Origin of the sequence: Mycobacterium sp. KBS0706 (assembly GCF_005938675.2) — a bacterium.
Lineage (GTDB): Bacteria > Pseudomonadota > Alphaproteobacteria > DSM-16000 > Inquilinaceae > Inquilinus.
Window position 1 is genome coordinate 1 of the sequence record NZ_VCCH02000135.1, and the last position, 15,492, is coordinate 15,492.

Sequence of the window (15,492 nt, forward strand, 5' to 3'; positions counted from 1 at the left end):
GCCAAGCAGGCGCCGCAGTCGTCCGTGGCCTTGCTCGTCGGAGAAGATGAGAGCCGCCTTCAGCAGTCCCGCAAACCGATCGGGGAGGGCCAAACCCCATTTCTCTCCCAGACCGCGCAGAGACTGAGGAATAGCTTCGGAGCTCAAATCCCGGTTGGTGAAAGCCTCACAGACGCTGCTGTAGCGCGTCAATATAAGGGTCCCAGGAGTTCTGCGATTCGACGATTTTTTTTGAAGTCGCGCATAGATCTGATAGGGATCGGCGCCCAGGCGCGGGTGCGAGGAATCGAATCTGAGTGACTCGCCAGGGTCGGACGCCTGCTGCGACATGTCCGGTGTCCCTCCTTATCAAGCAATACGACATAGAAAAATATGGTCCATATATATTTGGTTTATCGGCGATGTCGAAATTAATAATTCGTTAAATATTGAGCAAAATACTGCAGTACCCGGTCATCGATCCACAGGATATAGGACTGCAGACATATCAAGTGGATAAATCCCGGTCCGCTGGCCGAGAATCGGGCAACTGCTCCACTTCGCCATCGACAGGGCCGCGGCATCCCGGGAAGATGACGAACCGCTTCGCGTCGCCGGAAGGAAGGGCTGATTCCATGTCATGGTCATCGGACGTCGCCGAGCGCCTGCCATCCGGAAGCATGATGCCGCTGACGGTCGAGCCGCGCCGTCCGACGGGCCTGCTCGAATTCGCGGCCGAGCATGGCGCAGCGGTGGACGCCGCCCTGGCCAGGCACGGCGCGGTGCTGTTCCGCGGCTTCGGCGTGTCCGGCGAGGACACGCTGGCCGCCCTGTTCCAGCGGCTGTGGACGGAGCCGCTGTCCTATGTCTACCGGTCGACCCCGCGGACCGATGTCGGCAAGGGCGTCTACACCGCGACCGAATATCCGGCCGCGCAGGAAATCCCGATGCACAATGAGAACGCCTATCAGCGGGACTGGCCCATGCGCATCGGCTTCCATTGCGTGACCCCCGCCGCCAGCGGCGGCCAGACGCCGCTGGCCGACGTCGGCAAGGTCACGGAGCGGATCGATCCGGCTATCCTGGCCGAGTTCCGCGACAGGCGGGTCCGCTATATCAGGAACTATTCGGATTTCATCGACCTGCCGTGGCAGACGGTGTTTCAGACAGACAGCAGAAGCGCGGTCGAGGCCTTCTGCACCGCCCATGACATCGGCTTCGACTGGACGGAGGAGGGGCTGCGAACCAGCCAGGTCTGCCAGGGCACCGCGATCCACCCGGGGCTGGGCCGGGAGCTGTGGTTCAACCAGGCCCAGCTGTTCCATGTCTCCAGCCTCGGCCCGGCGATGGCGGCCGACATGCTCGACCTGTTCGGCGAGGCGGGGCTGCCGCGCAACGCCCGCTTCGGCGACGGGGGGGCCATTCCGGACAGCGTCGTCGCTGCCGTTAACGCGGCATTCGAGCGGGAGAAGGTCGTCTTCGACTGGCACCGGGACGACGTCCTGATCCTCGACAACATGCGCGTCGCGCACGGGCGCAAGCCCTTCAGCGGCTCGCGCCGGGTGCTGGTGAGCATGGGCTATCCGCATTCGGCCTGCGCCGCCGACCCATCCCGAATCCACGGCTGAGAGAGGAAACCGACATGAGCAACCCCTTCGAAGACGAGAACGGCCGCTATTTCGTCCTGGTCAACGACGAGGGCCAGCATTCGCTGTGGCCCGCCTTCGTCGAGGTGCCGGCGGGATGGACCGTGACCTTCGGCGAGGACGGCCGTCAGGGCTGCCTCGACTATATCGAGGCGCAGTGGACCGACATGCGGCCGAAATCGCTGGTGTCCCAATCCGGGTCCTGAAGGCGCGGCCCCGATGACGGTCGATGGAGGGCGAGCCACATGACCGGGACGATCTTCATTCCCGTCATCGAGCCGACCCGGGCCGCGGTGGCCATGGTGCTCGGCCGGGTCCGCCTCGGATGGTGACTCCGGCGCGGCCGGAGATGAAGCGCTGGTTTCCGTTCTCCGAATGGTCGGCGGAGCGCAGCCCGCTGCGCCCGCGCCTGGTCTGCCTGCCCTGGGCGGGGGGAGTCGCGTCGGCGTTCCGGCCGTGGATCGCCGAGCTGCGGGACATTGCCGATGTGTTCGCCGTGGAGATGCCGGGCCACGGCTTGCGCTTCGGCGAACCCTGCGTCGACGATGTCGCGACCCTCGCCGCCGCGATCGCGGGCGCCATCCTCGCCCTGCCGCACGCCGAGCGGCCCGTCCTGATCTACGGCCATTCGATGGGCGCGCTCCTCGGCTTCGAGACGGCGCGGATCCTGGTCGGCCGTTCGCATCCGGTGCTCGGCCTCGTCCTGTCGGGCCGCCATGCGCCGCATTGGCGTAGCCTCGAGAAGCAGCGCTCGCGCATGACCGATGCCGAGCTGGCGGAGGATCTGCGCGACATGGGCGGCACGGCACCCCAAGTCCTCGATTCGCCGGACCTGCTGTCGGTCGTCCTGCCGATCCTGCGCTCCGACTACCGCCTGACCGAGGCCTACCGGCCCAGCCTGGACTTCCTGCTGCCGAAATTTTCCCGGCCGGTCGATGTGATCGGCGGCAAAGAGGACGAGGAAAACCCCCCGGAGAGCCTGCAGGCCTGGCAGGAGGTGCTGACCCGGCCGCCGCGGGTCTCGCTCTGGGAGGGCGGCCATTTCTTCATCGAGACGCATCGCCGGGCGCTGCTGGCCCATCTCGGCCGGCGCATTGCCGAATGGTCGCAACTCATGGTGGCAGGCCGATGAACGATCTCGACCGTGGCTCCGTCGGACCATCGATCGGGCAGGGCGGCGCGCGCCGCCCGCGCCTGATGCGCCTGGCCGCCTCGATCCTGGCCATGGCCGTGGCCGGCTGCACCTTCAGCGATGACCTCACCGGCCAGGTCGGCCGCCTCAACAGCTCGATCGAGCAGGTCCAGAACGAAGCCCTGCTCCTGAACATCGTCCGCGCCGCCGACAATGTGCCGCTCAGCTTCACGCAGCTGGTCGTGGTCCGCGGCTCGGGCACGGTCGGCGGCTCCCTTGGGGTGCTGCCCACGGTCGTCTTCGGGAACGGGCCGCCCACGAACAGCACCTTTGGCACGACCGCCAACGCGACGGCGACGACCAATACGAACTTCGACCTCGGCATCCTCGAATCCAAGGAGTTCTGGCTCGGGCTGCAACGGCCCATCAGCGCGGAGACGCTCGACTTCCTCGTTCGCGAGGGACTGCCGCGCGAGCTCCTGTTCTATCTCTTCATCCAGAAGGCGGTGCTGCGGTCGCAGGGCCTGACGCGGACGCTGGTGAACGATCCCGGCAATCCCAGCTTCCCCGCCTTCACCCAGGAGCTCAGGACTGCGCTGGCGCTCGGCCTCTCCACCGAGACCATCCCGCGCACCGTCGAATACGGGCCTCCGCTCTCGGCGCAGCGCGCCTCCGATCTGAAGAGCCTGGTCGAGGTGGCGAAGGCCGGGCTGCTGCTGCGGCCGGAGCAGACCGCCAACGGCACGCGCTACCAGATGGTCAGCGTGCAGCCGGCCGCCGTGATCTGCTTCGATTCCTCGCTGACATCGGGGGGCGGGCGGGCTTCGGCTGCTCTCGGGCCGAGCTGCGACACGGTCAGGGCGGGGGCGCCGGGCGCATCGTCGGCGGCGGACTCGTTCAGCTTCACCCGGCAGGGCGCATCCGCGGATTCGCACGGCACCACGGAGGTCAAGATCTATGCCCGCTCGACCCTCGATATCATCCATTTCCTCGGCTGGCTGACCAGGAGCGGAACGGCGGTCGAACTCGTCACCCCGGACGCCAGGCCGCCAGGATCGAGCGCCCTGGCCGACCGGCTGTTCGTCGTCAACATGGACTCGCCCAGTGCAGACGACTTCGTCTCCGTGGTCTATCGTGGCACGCGGTACAGCATCCCGATGCAGGCGACGTCGACCATCCGCGTCTTCACCCTGCTGCGCCGGCTGGTCGCGCTCAGCACGTCGCTGAATGCCCTGCCCGTGTCCAACACTGTAACCGCCGTGGTGCATTGAGGCTGCCCCCATGACGGACACGCGCGTCATCGCGATCGCCAACCACAAGGGCGGTGCCGCAAAGACGACGACGGCCGTCAACCTCGCCGCGTCGCTGGCCCAGGACGGCCAGCCGACGCTGCTGATCGACCTGGACCCGCAGGGCAACGCCTCGACCTGGCTCGGCGCGGATGCCGACACGGCGGGCCCTTCGGTGTTCGATCCGGGGCACCCGTTCGGCAGCCTGGTCCGCGCGTCGTCCGTGGCAGGCCTGGCTCTGCTGCCCGCCGCGCCGTCGCTCGCCGAGGCCGAGAGGCGCCTGGCGCAGGACAGGTCGGCCGAGACGCTGCTGTCCCGGTTGATGCCGCGCGCGGCCCTGGCGGAGTGGCGCTACGTGATCATCGACACGCCGCCGGCCCGCGGTCTCTTGACCATCAACGCCCTCGCCGCTGCCGACCGGGCGCTGGTCCCGGTCGAGGCGCACATCATGGCGCTGACCGGGGTCGTCCAGATCCTCGGCACGATCCGCCTGGTCCAGGAGAGCTGCAATCCGGCGCTCTCCCTGCTGGGGTTCGTGGTCTGCCGTTTCAACACGCGCAACCGGCACTGCGCCGAGGTGCGGGAACGGCTGGCCGCCAAATTCCCGCGCCAGGTCCTGAACACCGTGGTGCGCGAGAACATCCGGCTGGCCGAGGCGCCGTCCTTCGGCGTCCCCATCGCCGCCTATGCGCCGTCGAGCACCGGCGCGGCCGACTACCGCGCGCTCGCGGCCGAGATCGTCGCGATGCCTTGAACCACCGACCTGAGTTGGGGAAACCGCCATGGCGAAGCGCAGCACCATCCAGAATGATCCGCTCGGCAAGCTCGACCAGCCGACCGGCGAGGCCGTTGAACCGGCGGCGGCCCCGGCGGATAAGCCGGGCTCGGCCCGGACGGTCGTCGACCACGGCCGCGCCGTGTTCTCGACGCTGACGGACGCGGCCCGGAAGACCCTGGGCGGCAGGCCCCGCGACGCCCCGGCCGAGCGGATGAAGCTCGTGGCGGGCGGACGGCTCGAGCTGCTCGGCGGCGACTTCGGCGTCGGCCTCGTCCGGATCCGCCGCCTCGGGCCGGACGGACGCTTCGGTTTCGTCGCACCGGGCGGGGAGCAGGTCATCCTCGACGCCGAGGTCGTAGCGGTGCTGGGCTGGCCGGACCGCGAGGAGCACCGCCTGCTGAGCGCCACCGGCTGGGCCTTGACCGTCGGGTCCGTCATCGGACCGGTGGGGGTGGCGCTGGGCGTCGGAATCCGGCTGCTGCATCCCGGGCAGCGGATGCTCAACCTGCGGCTGCGCGACGGCCGGATGCTGGTGGCGCGGACCGACAGCGTCACGGTCGCCGGGCTCGACGCGCTGGCGCTGATGGCGGGGGCCGACGCGGCGGCGCAGCCCTCCTGACCGGCATTAGCCCGGATATCTCACACCCCCTACGCCCTGCGTCGTCTTGCGGTGAGTCGGATGCGGGGGCGGGACGCGAAAAGCGTATAGGGACATACGGTTGAGCGGCCCGCCCCCGCAGGCGGCCACCGCAAGACGACCCTTCGGGCCGGTTGAAAATGCCGACGAGGTGCGTCGAACGGCTTGCCCGATGCATAAGCATCGCGCTGCGCCGCTCTCCTGCCCCGTCGGCATTTTGAACCGGCGCAGGACGCAGGGGGTGTGAGATATCCGGGTTAAGGCCGGATCCAGGTCTCCACGCGACGATTGATCCCGCGCCCGACCGGCGTATCGTCCTCGACGAGCGGCCTCTGGGCGCCGAGCGCGACGACGTCGCCGGGCGCGACCAGCCGGCGCCGCAGCTCCGTCGCGACGACCTCGCCGAGCTGGCGGGAGGCCCGTTCGTCTGCGGCCGGATCGCCGCTTCCTTCGGAGAAGGCGATGTGCACGAGATGGTCGCCGCGCACCTGGAGCATGCGAAGATACCGTGCCAGGAGGTCGAGGTCGTGGCTGGCCGTGCTGTCCACCACCATCGAGCCGTCGTCGAAGCGGATCGTCGTGCTGACGCGCAGGGCGTTGCGGGTCAGTTCCTCGTAGCGCCCGGAATCGCGGCGCTCGCCGCTCGGCAGGATCAGGGCCGGGCCCAGCTCCGACAGCCCGGCTGAGATGATGGTGAACTGGGACGACACCGCGAGCGCCTGGTCGAAGAAGGCCGAGACGTCGGCGTTTGCGCCCTGGGGGTCGCGGTAGAGGTACAGGGTCTGGCTCAGAGGATAGTCGCCGCTGGCCAGCTGGTAGCTGTCGGGCGGGGACACCTTGGTGTCGTCGCCGACGATGACGCGCAGCATCTTCAGCGACCCGGGAACCACGAAGTAGCCGATCGCGTCCGGGTCGCTTGCCGCGACTGACCGCATCTCCTCGAAGCTGCCGAACTGGCGGACCGTCGTCGCCATCGGCGTCGATCCCAGGACGACACTGTCGAACAGCTGGCGCGTCGCCGATCCACCCTCCCGGGTGAGCGCATGGATCGGACCTGGCCTGCCGCCGAGTTCGGCCCAATCCGTCACCGTGCCGGCATAGATGCCGTGGAGCTGCCGGAAGCTCAGCGTCTCGACCGGGTTCCCGGGATGGACCGCGATCACGGCGGCGGCGCGCGCGATCGCGGCGGCGGCGTGCGAGTCGTCCTGATGGCCGAGCATCGGCATGGCGCCGACCTCCTGCGGCGAGGGCTCGCGCCCTGCCATGGCGATATCGATCTCGCCGGCAGCGAGCAGGCGGAACGCCTCCTCGGTCAACGCGGCGCGGACCAGGATCGACACCCGATTGCCGTTGCCCATGCGCCCGGAGATCTCGGCGGTCCAGGGCGCCGGTGCCGGGACGATGCCGATGCCGTGAGCCCCCTTCCGCTCCAGGAAGTTCCGGGCGAGCGGCATGGCGATGGTCGTCGCCACGATCTCATCCCCGCCCAGCCGCAGCAGAATCTGCTCGGTCTCTCCGTCGGCGCCGGCGGGGGGCGTCCCGGCCGCCCGGCCCGGGACGGTGCCGCCGATCCAGCCGCTGGCAAGCAGCAGCACCACCGCCGCGACGAACCCGATGCCGCGTCTGCGATCCGACTCCGTCCTGGCGCCCTTCGTCATTGCTGCGCCCCGGTCTACCGGGCGTTCAGCGGATCGCGCGGAAGCAGGTCCGTCGCGCCGGCCTGGTTGGCGGCGGCGGGCGGCGGCGGGGCCAGCGCCGCCGGCGACGACGGCACGATGATCGATGCGCCCGGCGCCACCGGCGGATTCGTCCCGGCGGCGGGGGCCGCCGGCGGACTCGTCCCGGTGGGGGCCGGCGCGACCGCGGCCGGGCTGTCGGTGTTGCCGAGGATGATCGGCAATCCGTCCTTGCCGCCGCCGATCACGACGATCTTGCTGTTCGGCGAGTTGGCGAGAGCCTGGGTCGCGTCGATGCCGCGCCACTTGAGATAGCTTTCGGTGATCCCCTGCGAGACGATGTCCTGAAACTCCTTGATGCCGCGCGCCTCGATGCGCTTGCGCTCGCTCTCCTTCGCCTCGAGCAGCAGGCGGTAGTCATATTCCAGGCTGCGCTGCTGCATCTGGTTCTTGCGGTCGATCGCCTCCTCGACCGTGGGCGGCAGCTTGATCGACCGGAAGAAGACGTCCTCGATCTCGATGAAGCCGCTGGGCACCTGAGTGGCGGACGCGGGCGCGACCAGCGGCTGCAGCAGGCTCTGCTGCATCTCCTTCAGGATCTCGGTCTGCACCTCGGCGCGGCGGTACGAATAGATCTCCTCCGGCGTGTTCCGTCCCAGGATGTCGCGGGCGCGGGCGCCGATCGCCGCGGTCAGCAGCACGTCGGCATAGTCTTCGCCGACGGTCTTGTGCAGCAGCGGGACCTTGTCCCTGATCAGCTGGAAGCGGTAGGCGATGTTGACCGTGACCTTCAGGCCGTCCGTCGATAGCACGTCGAAATCGCGATCGATCAGCTGCACTCGCAGATCGTAGATGTGGATCCGGTCCCAGGGCAGGATGATCGCAATCCCCTCGCCGATCGTGTAATCCAGGACCGTCCCGCCGAAGCGCTTCCACAGCACGCCGACATGCCCGGCCGGGATGGTAAAGACCATCCGCGGCAGCAGCACGACCGCCAGGATGGCGAAGATCACCACGAACACCGCGACCTCGGGCCCGTGCTCGAACAGGTAGCGTCGGGTGCGAAGCCAGGCGCGCTTAAGCATCGACGTTCTCCGGTCCAACGCTCACGATCCTGCCTTCTTCCATGTGCAGTCGCCTGTCCGCGCGATCGTAGTAGCGGTCGTCATGCGTGACCGCGATGACCGTGATGGCGCGATCCTTCAGCATCCGCAGCAGCTCATCGTAGAACTTCTGCCGGAAATGCGGGTCCTGGTCGGCCGCCCATTCGTCGAGGATGCAGATCGGGCGGCGCTCCAGCACCGCCACGATCAGCGCCAGCCGCTTGCGCTGGCCGGCGGAGAGGTCGACTGTCGTGAACGCGTCGCCGGCGACGCCGGTCTTGGCGTCGATCTCGAACAGCCGCAGCAGCTCGTCGACCTCCGCCACGGCCTCCGGGTCGACCCCATAGGTCCGCTTGAACAGGTGGAAGTCCGAGAAGACCGCCGAAAACAGGGCCCGATAGGACGCAGCGTTGGCGTGGGTCACCGGCCGGCCGTCGACGGAGATGGTGCCTAGCTGCGGCAGGTACAGCGCCGTCAGCAGCCGCAGCAGGGTCGACTTCCCCGACCCGTTGCCGCCGGAGATGAAGATCGTCTCGCCGGCCTGGATCGTGAGGTCGACCGGGCCGACCTGGAAGGCGTACTGCCCGGGGGTCTCCTCGAAATGGAAGGTCACGCCGCGCAGCTCGATCCGCTGGAACGACGGCGCCGGGCCGGCGGCCTGGCCGTCCCAGTCCTCCTTCGGCCCGGCCGATTCCTCCAGCAGGCGTTCGAGCTCGAGGAGATGGGCGGCCGCGGTGTTGGCATTGGCCAGGATCGGCACGGATCCGACCAACCCGCCAAGCGGCCCGATGACGAACAGGATCACGGTCGTCGTCTTCAGCAGCGTGTCGCTGTAGGCGGTGGCGCTGCTCAAGGCCGGCACGACGAAGACCATCGTTCCCAGCAGCAGGAAGAAGATGTTCTGCGAGAAGATCAGGTTCTGGGCGAAGCCGAGATGGGCCTTGATGCGCTGGTCGGAGGCCTGCCGCGAGGCTTTCACCAGATCCTCGAGCAGTTCGCCGCTGCGCCGGGCATTGAGCTTGACCTCCTTGAACCCCTCGAGGATGCCGGTCACCAGCACGTCCAGCCCGTACTCCGCCTCGGTGGCCTCCTGGACCGCCTTGCTCGCGTGCTTTGCCCGGCCGAGATAGAGCACGATCGCCACGCCGATGAAGCCGATCGCGAGCAGGAACGCGGTCATCGACAGGAATGCCAGATAGGCCATGGTGAACAACACCAGCATGGACATCTGGAAGATCAGGGCGAGCGTCGCGCTGGACTGGGCCAGCGTCTGGATCTCCTTGCTCAGGCCGTTATAGATCCGGGTCCGGCCGATGTGCTCGATGTCGGCGAGCTCGCTGTGCCGCACCGCCTCGATCAGGCGCGTGCGGATGCGGTGGATCAGGGACTCGACCTCTCTCGCCGCCTCGAACATCAGGAAGCGCTGCGAGAAGGTGTACATGAGGACCACGCCGACGAACATCAGCGCCAGGACCACGGTGCTGCCGCTGCCGCCGCCGTCGGTGCTGCTGGACTGGCGGTCGGCGGCCATGTTGATCAGCGCCAGGACTGCTGCGTTGCTCAACCCGGCGACGACCGCCATCAGCGCGATCCGACGCAGGTTGCGCGCGGCGATCGAGCGAAGAATGGTGATGAGGGGCATGCTCTCCGGTCCAGCTGGACGATGCGTCTAGGCCCGGAGGCGTGGTTGGCGCAACAGCGCCAGCATCAGAGCGGTGCCCCGCAGCGGTTGCAGGTGTGGATCGTGTCAGCCTCGGCCATCCCGCAGCCGCAGCGCCGGCAATAGGCCCGGTAGAGGCGTATCGCCGTCTCCTGCTCGAGGAACTGCTTCTGGGTGACCAGCAGGAAGAGCAGCGGCACGATCGGCGTCAGCAGCAGCGACAGCACGAAATAGCCGACGAACCCGATCGGGCGCCTGCGCCCCGCGAGCCCCACCACGATGCAGAGGGCGAGGTAGATGATAATGGTCATGATCCCCGCTTTCCCCCCGCCGATGCCCGGACCGGGCGGCTCCCGGACACTCGCGCTGAGGCTGCGGGGACCCGGGTGGATGTCCGACGGCCTCCGCCGCTCGCATGCACGGCCGGGCAAGGCGGCTGCCCCGTGGCCACCAGCCCACCCGTCAAACCTGCGGCGCACCTGGCCATGGGAACGCCGATCCTGTGACACTTCAATAGCGCCGGCGACGCGGGTCGCCGGAACCCGGACGTCAGTCGGCCTTGGCCGCGCTGGCCCGGACCGTCGCCGGCTTGGCTTCGCGCACCGCGGCGAGCTGCTCGTTGTAATAGTCGCGCAGGTCGTTGGCGTTGAAATTCAGCAGGTTCCCGCCGGTCTCGAAATGCTGGATGAAAACCTTGCCCAGGGCGTAGGTGGTCGCTGCCGCGAGCGCAGGCTGCGTCAGTGCGCCGGCGATCTGGCCGACGACGGGAACGCCCTTGATCAGGCTGCCCATCGGAGCGCTGAGGACCACGGCACCGCCGCCGCCGACCAGGGCGCCGATGACCGACTTCGCGGCGTCGCGCGAGAACGGCAGGCCGTACAGCTTCGACAGCGAGTGCACCATCTTCAGCTGGACGCCGGAAATCGCGGCCAGGTCGGCGCCCGGGAGCGGTATCAACCCGGCGCCCGCCGACCAGCCCATGTAGGAATTGACGATTCGCGAAGCCTCGGATTCCAGCGAAGGCTTCTGTTCAGCTGCATCCATGGTTCTCTCCGAAGTCAGGGATCGACGCGGGCCGTGCCGCAGGGCCACAAAGGCTTACATCAATCCGGGCAGGATACCGGGTCAATGCCGGGATCGCAACGAATCAGCGCCGAAAAATATCCTAGCCTGAACGGCGATGCTGGGAGCCAGCCGGCACCAGCGCCGCGCCGACCGGCGTAGTTTGCCGGCCGACTCGACGTCCTTATTTGCTGAAGCCCTGGCTGACGCCGCGGATGAACTGGCGCGAAAACAGGACGAACAGCAGCACCAGCGGCATCGCGCCCATTGTCAGGGCGGCCAGCAGCGCCGGATAGTCGTTCAGGAACTGGCCGACGAATTGCTGCACGCCCAGGGTCACGGTCTGGTTGGCCCGGCCCGGCGCCAGAATCAGCGGGAACCACAGGTCGTTCCAGATCGGCAGCATGGTCACGGTGGCGACGGCCGCCAGGCCGGGCCGGACCAGGGGCAGGGCGATGCGAAAGGTGCGCAACTCGCCGGCACCATCGATCCGCGCCGCCTCCTTCAGCTCGGTCGGCACCGTGCGGAAATAGGTCATCAGCATGGTCACGGCGATCGGGATGCTCATCGCCGTATAGACCAAGATCAGCGCCGCCAGCGTGTCCATCAGTCCCCAGGCGACCATCAGCTGGATGATCGGGATCGTGCCAAGGCGGATCGGCAGCATCACCCCGGCGATGAACAGCCCGGCCAGCAGCGGCACGATCCGCACCCGGTACTCGACCAGCGCATAGGCGGCGAGGGTCGAAACCAGCACTGTCAGCCCGACCGAGCCGACGGTGACGACCAGGCTGTTGCGGTAGTTCAAAAGGAAGTTGCCGCGGGTCAGCACCCGCTTGTAGCCGTCCAGACTGAATGTCTCGGCCGTCGGCAGGGCGAAGGGCCCGCCGAAAATCGCCGGCGTGGTCTTCAGCGAGTTGAGGATGACGACGACGATCGGGCCTAGCGCCAGCGCCACGAACAGTATCAGCACGGCATGCGCGGCCACCTGCTCCGCACTCCAGCGGCGGAGGGAGCGGCCCTGGCGGACGGCGCCCATGTCCCGGACGATCGCGCTCATCGAAGCTCCCCTAGAGCGCATGTGGCTTCAGCCGCCGCTGCACCAGCCAGAAGTAGACCGCGGTGACGGCCAGCATCAGCGTGAAGATCACCGACGCCACGGCGGCGCCGAGATCGAGATCCGCCACCTGGCCGCTGGAGCCGAAGAAGGTGCGGTAGAAGAAGGTACCCAGGATGTCGGTGCTGTAGTTCGGCCCGGGGGCCGACCCGTTCAGGGCGAAGACCAGGTCGAAGCCGTTGAAGGTCCAGATGAAGGTCAGGATCACGATCAGCCCGAACTGCGGCACGATCAGCGGAAACTTGACCGACCGGAAGATCCGCCAGGGCCCGGCGCCGTCGATCCGCGCCGCCTCGACCACGTCGCGCGGCACGGCCAGGAGCGCGCTGTACAGGAACACCATCGGGATGCCGACATACTGCCAGACCGACATCAGCGAGATGGTCGGCAGCGCGGTCATCTGGTTGCCCAGCAGCGGAAAGCCGACCAGTCCCCACAGCGGATTGAGGATCAGCCGCCAGATGAAGCCGACGATCACCACCGACAGCGTCGCCGGGATGAACAGCAGCGTGCGGTAGATGCCTTCGGTCCGCCGCACCGCGTCGGAGGTGAGGAGCGCGGCCAGCAGCAGGCCGACCGGCACCTCGACCACGACATGGATGGCGAAGTATTTGGCGTTGTTCAGCAGCGCGTTCCAGAACCGGGCGCTGACCACCGGCTGGGTGAACAGCTGGATGTAGTTGCCCAGGCCGACGAACACCGCGCCGGCCCGCCCGCTGGTGTCGAACAGGCTCATCACGATCGACGTCGCCAGCGGCAGCACCGCGAAGACGAGGTAGATCGCCAGCGCCGGCGCGACGAACAGGGCCAGGCTGTGGCGGGCCGACGCGGTGCGGGTCACTGGCCCATCTGCGGCTTGTACCAGGAGGACAGGCCGGCCTGCAGCTCCTTGGCCACCTGCTCCGGCGTCGTGTCCGGGGTGGTGAACATCACCTGCAGCAGCCGCCAGATCTCATCGTCCAGCGGTGGGGTGCCGGCGCTCAGCCGGTCCAGCGCCAGGCGGGGCGTCAGCTTGGCGCCGGTCTTCAGGTCGGCGAATTCCTGCGCCAGGGCGTTCTGGTACTGCACCTTCTGGTTGCTCATGGCGAAGAAGCCGGGCGCGGCGTTGACGTAGACCTCCTGGAACTCCTTGCCGGCGATCCAGGTCAGGAAGGTGCGGGCCGCGTCCTGGTGCTTGCCGGCCGGGTTGAGGCCGATCGCCATGTCCGGCATCTCCTGCATGTAGCGCTGGTCGCCGGCCTTGACGACCGGCGGCGCGAACACGCCGACCTTCAGCCCGGTCGCGGTCACCTGGTTGATGTTCCAGGACCCGTCGGGGAGGATCGCCGCCTTGCCCAGGGTGAACAGCTGGGTCATGTCGGCATATTGCAGGCTTTCCTGGCCCTTGGGCAGGAAGGCCGTCCAGGCCTTCAGCGCGGCGATGGCGGCCACGAAGTCCGGGTCGGTCAGCTTCTTGCTGCCCTCGATCAGCCCCAGCCGCCCGTCCTCGCCCTTCCAATAGGCCGGGCCGATGCTGTAGAGGCCGTCATAGGCCAGCTGCCAGGCCTCGGCCGACCCGACCGACAGCGGCGTGTAGCGGCCGTCATCCTTGATCTTCTGCAGCACCGCCAGGAACTCGGCGCTGGTGGCCGGCACCTTCAGCCCGAGCTGCTGGAAGATGTCGATGTTGTAGTAGAAGCCGGCCAGCACCGCGGCCACCGGCACGCAGTAGCTGGCGCCGTCCGCCCCGGTCCAGGCGGCCTTCGCGGTGGCGTCGAAATTCTCCAGCCCCGCCAGCCCGTCCAGCTTGGCCAGGTAGCCGCGGCGGATCCATTCGGCATTCACGTCGAACGGGCGGCAGGTGATCAGGTCCGGCCCGGCGCCGCCCTCGATCTGGGACTGGATCGCGGCGTTGTATTCATTGGTATTGGTGGCAGCGAATTCGACCTTGATGCCCGGATGCGCCGCCTCGAAGGCCGGCAGCACCTTGTCCTGCCAGACGGCGATGTCCTCGGTGCGCCAGCTGCCCAGGGTCAGGGTAACCGGGTCCGCCGCCAGGGCCGGGCCGGCCGCGCCGGCCAGCAGGGCGCCCAGCGCGATCCCGGCAGCCTTCGCCCGTAAGGATGTCGAATGCATCGTTCACAGCCTCCCGTTTTGCGGCCCGGGGAGCGCCCGGCGGCCAGATGTTTCGAGGAAGATACCTCATAATACCAGATAGGCCAAATGGTATAATTTCTGTTGAAATACGCTGTCGAATTCGGCCAAGTGGTATTATAAGGTATTTGACAGTGGGGAGGGAAGGGCATGATCGGTATCGGATTGATGGGGTCCGGCTTCATCGCCGAGACCTATGCGGACTCGCTCCTGGATGTGCGCAACGCCGAGCTGGTGGCTTGCTGCTCGCGCAACCCGGAGCGGGCGCGGGCCTTCGCCGCGAAATGGCAGGTCACCGCACATGTAGACGCCGAGGCGCTGTGCGCCGACCCGAAGGTGCAACTGGTGGTCATCGCCCTGCCGAACGAGGTCCATCTCGAGGCTGTGGAGATCGCGGCCCGGCACGGCAAGGCGGTGATCTGCACCAAGCCCCTGGCCCGGACCGCGGCGGAGGCGCAGCGGATGCTGGACATCGTGCGGCACGCCGGCGTCTGGCATGGCTATGCCGAAAGCGCGGTGTTCTCGCCGAACATCGCCAAGGCCTATGAGATGGTGCAGGCGGGCGGCATCGGCGACCTCTTGACCATGCGCGCCCGCGAAGCCCATTCCGGGCCGCACGCCCCGCATTTCTGGGACGCGGAGACCGCCGGCGGCGGCGCCCTGCTGGACATGGGCTGCCACACCGTCGAATCCGCCCGCCACTTCTTCGGCAAGGACAATCCGGTGACCGAGGTGATGGCCTGGGGCGCCACCATGGTCCATCGCGACAAGACCACCGGCGAGGACGCGTCGATCGCGCTGCTGAAATTCGCCGGCGGCCAGCTCGCCACCATCGAATCCTCCTGGATCGAGAAGGGCGGCATGCAGCTGCGGCACGAGCTGGTGGGCTCGGAGGGGCGCATCGTCACCGACACCTCGGTCGGGCCGGTCTGGGGCTTCGTCGGCAAGCCGGTCGGCTACACCGTGGAAAAGGCCGATGCCGAGACCGGCTGGGTGTACCCTGTGCCGGAGGAAACCCGCGCCTACGGCTTCTCGCAGCAGATGCGCCACTTCGTCGACTGCTTCGCCGCCGGCACCGCGCCGTCCGAGACTTTCGAGGACGGGGTGATCGTCAACCGCATCATCGATGCCTGCTACCGCTCGATGCGCACCCGCCGCTGGGAAGAGGTGACCTGACCCGATGACCAGGACCGAAGCCGCCGCCATGCTCGACGCCGACTCTCCGGAGCCGCTGTGGCGCCAGGCGGCCGACCTGATCCGGCACCAGATCGCCACCGGCA

16 protein-coding genes are annotated in these 15,492 nt (G+C 67.9%); 7 read left to right on the forward strand and 9 right to left on the reverse strand.

The features are described 5' to 3' along the window. Positions 1-330 (reverse strand): cytochrome P450 (locus tag FFK22_RS44130; RefSeq protein ID WP_221939160.1); only part of this gene is annotated, 330 nt, incomplete at its 3' end. Positions 331-614: 284 nt separating this feature from the next. Here FFK22_RS44130 and FFK22_RS37760 point away from each other — a divergent pair. The 6 genes from FFK22_RS37760 (at position 615) to FFK22_RS37785 (ending at position 5,443) form a co-directional block, all read left to right on the forward strand. Next, entirely contained in the window at positions 615-1,607 is a 993-nt protein-coding gene (locus FFK22_RS37760; protein WP_221939161.1) for a TauD/TfdA family dioxygenase, read from the forward strand. Between the two features lie 14 nt (positions 1,608-1,621). Further along, complete coding sequence (locus FFK22_RS37765; RefSeq protein WP_138889401.1) at positions 1,622-1,831, forward strand: MbtH family protein; 210 nt, start codon at positions 1,622-1,624, stop codon at positions 1,829-1,831. 143 nt (positions 1,832-1,974) lie between these two features. After that, positions 1,975-2,757, forward strand: a complete 783-nt coding sequence (locus tag FFK22_RS37770; protein ID WP_186002884.1) for a thioesterase II family protein — start codon at positions 1,975-1,977, stop codon at positions 2,755-2,757. Next, positions 2,754-4,028 carry a hypothetical protein gene (locus FFK22_RS37775; protein WP_138889403.1) on the forward strand — a complete coding sequence of 425 codons (1,275 nt, stop codon included), beginning with the start codon at positions 2,754-2,756 and terminating at the stop codon, positions 4,026-4,028. The genes FFK22_RS37770 and FFK22_RS37775 overlap by 4 nt, the downstream gene beginning before the upstream one ends. 10 nt (positions 4,029-4,038) lie before the next feature. Further along, positions 4,039-4,800, forward strand: coding sequence for a ParA family protein (locus tag FFK22_RS37780; RefSeq protein ID WP_138889404.1), 762 nt, complete (start codon positions 4,039-4,041; stop codon positions 4,798-4,800). Between the two features lie 28 nt (positions 4,801-4,828). After that, the gene (locus FFK22_RS37785) at positions 4,829-5,443 is read left to right on the forward strand and encodes a hypothetical protein (protein ID WP_138889405.1); all 615 of its coding nucleotides are present in this window, start codon (positions 4,829-4,831) and stop codon (positions 5,441-5,443) included. A 275-nt stretch (positions 5,444-5,718) separates the two neighbouring features. Here the strand turns inward: FFK22_RS37785 and FFK22_RS37790 are convergent, their stop codons facing one another. The 8 genes from FFK22_RS37790 to FFK22_RS37825 form a co-directional block, all read right to left on the reverse strand. Further along, positions 5,719-7,119: a substrate-binding domain-containing protein gene (locus FFK22_RS37790; protein WP_138893351.1), complete on the reverse strand. Its 1,401-nt coding sequence runs from the start codon at positions 7,117-7,119 to the stop codon at positions 5,719-5,721. A 14-nt stretch (positions 7,120-7,133) separates the two neighbouring features. Then, the gene (locus FFK22_RS37795; RefSeq protein ID WP_138893350.1) at positions 7,134-8,222 is read right to left on the reverse strand and encodes a prohibitin family protein; all 1,089 of its coding nucleotides are present in this window, start codon (positions 8,220-8,222) and stop codon (positions 7,134-7,136) included. Then, on the reverse strand, positions 8,215-9,882 hold the full coding sequence (locus tag FFK22_RS37800) for a cyclic peptide export ABC transporter (protein WP_138893349.1): 1,668 nt from the start codon (positions 9,880-9,882) through the stop codon (positions 8,215-8,217). The genes FFK22_RS37795 and FFK22_RS37800 overlap by 8 nt, the downstream gene beginning before the upstream one ends. Positions 9,883-9,947: 65 nt before the next feature. Next, entirely contained in the window at positions 9,948-10,211 is a 264-nt protein-coding gene (locus tag FFK22_RS37805) for a hypothetical protein (protein WP_138893348.1), read from the reverse strand. A gap of 238 nt (positions 10,212-10,449) precedes the next feature. Beyond that, positions 10,450-10,944, reverse strand: a complete 495-nt coding sequence (locus FFK22_RS37810; protein WP_138893347.1) for a YcjF family protein — start codon at positions 10,942-10,944, stop codon at positions 10,450-10,452. 202 nt (positions 10,945-11,146) lie between these two features. Continuing rightward, on the reverse strand, positions 11,147-12,022 hold the full coding sequence (locus tag FFK22_RS37815; RefSeq protein WP_221939162.1) for a carbohydrate ABC transporter permease: 876 nt from the start codon (positions 12,020-12,022) through the stop codon (positions 11,147-11,149). 10 nt (positions 12,023-12,032) lie between these two features. Then, complete coding sequence (locus FFK22_RS37820) at positions 12,033-12,920, reverse strand: carbohydrate ABC transporter permease (protein ID WP_138893346.1); 888 nt, start codon at positions 12,918-12,920, stop codon at positions 12,033-12,035. Continuing rightward, complete coding sequence (locus tag FFK22_RS37825) at positions 12,917-14,194, reverse strand: ABC transporter substrate-binding protein (RefSeq protein WP_138893345.1); 1,278 nt, start codon at positions 14,192-14,194, stop codon at positions 12,917-12,919. Before FFK22_RS37825 ends, FFK22_RS37820 begins: the two co-directional genes overlap by 4 nt. A gap of 168 nt (positions 14,195-14,362) precedes the next feature. Here FFK22_RS37825 and FFK22_RS37830 point away from each other — a divergent pair, with 168 nt between their 5' ends. After that, positions 14,363-15,388 (forward strand): Gfo/Idh/MocA family protein, encoded by a 1,026-nt coding sequence (locus FFK22_RS37830; RefSeq protein ID WP_138893344.1) that lies wholly within the window; start codon positions 14,363-14,365, stop codon positions 15,386-15,388. Positions 15,389-15,492 lie beyond the last annotated feature (104 nt).

Excerpts from the sequence above, each read along its gene's own strand:
- FFK22_RS37760 (WP_221939161.1), top strand. The coding sequence starts at position 615 with ATGTCATGGTCATCGGACGTCGCCGAGCGCCTGCCATCCGGAAGCATG.
- FFK22_RS37765 (WP_138889401.1), top strand. The coding sequence starts at position 1,622 with ATGAGCAACCCCTTCGAAGACGAGAACGGCCGCTATTTCGTCCTGGTC.
- FFK22_RS37770 (WP_186002884.1), top strand. The coding sequence starts at position 1,975 with ATGAAGCGCTGGTTTCCGTTCTCCGAATGGTCGGCGGAGCGCAGCCCG.
- FFK22_RS37775 (WP_138889403.1), top strand. The coding sequence starts at position 2,754 with ATGAACGATCTCGACCGTGGCTCCGTCGGACCATCGATCGGGCAGGGC.
- FFK22_RS37780 (WP_138889404.1), top strand. The coding sequence starts at position 4,039 with ATGACGGACACGCGCGTCATCGCGATCGCCAACCACAAGGGCGGTGCC.
- FFK22_RS37785 (WP_138889405.1), top strand. The coding sequence starts at position 4,829 with ATGGCGAAGCGCAGCACCATCCAGAATGATCCGCTCGGCAAGCTCGAC.
- FFK22_RS37790 (WP_138893351.1), bottom strand. The coding sequence starts at position 7,119 with ATGACGAAGGGCGCCAGGACGGAGTCGGATCGCAGACGCGGCATCGGG.
- FFK22_RS37795 (WP_138893350.1), bottom strand. The coding sequence starts at position 8,222 with ATGCTTAAGCGCGCCTGGCTTCGCACCCGACGCTACCTGTTCGAGCAC.
- FFK22_RS37800 (WP_138893349.1), bottom strand. The coding sequence starts at position 9,882 with ATGCCCCTCATCACCATTCTTCGCTCGATCGCCGCGCGCAACCTGCGT.
- FFK22_RS37805 (WP_138893348.1), bottom strand. The coding sequence starts at position 10,211 with ATGACCATTATCATCTACCTCGCCCTCTGCATCGTGGTGGGGCTCGCG.
- FFK22_RS37810 (WP_138893347.1), bottom strand. The coding sequence starts at position 10,944 with ATGGATGCAGCTGAACAGAAGCCTTCGCTGGAATCCGAGGCTTCGCGA.
- FFK22_RS37815 (WP_221939162.1), bottom strand. The coding sequence starts at position 12,022 with ATGAGCGCGATCGTCCGGGACATGGGCGCCGTCCGCCAGGGCCGCTCC.
- FFK22_RS37825 (WP_138893345.1), bottom strand. The coding sequence starts at position 14,194 with ATGCATTCGACATCCTTACGGGCGAAGGCTGCCGGGATCGCGCTGGGC.
- FFK22_RS37830 (WP_138893344.1), top strand. The coding sequence starts at position 14,363 with ATGATCGGTATCGGATTGATGGGGTCCGGCTTCATCGCCGAGACCTAT.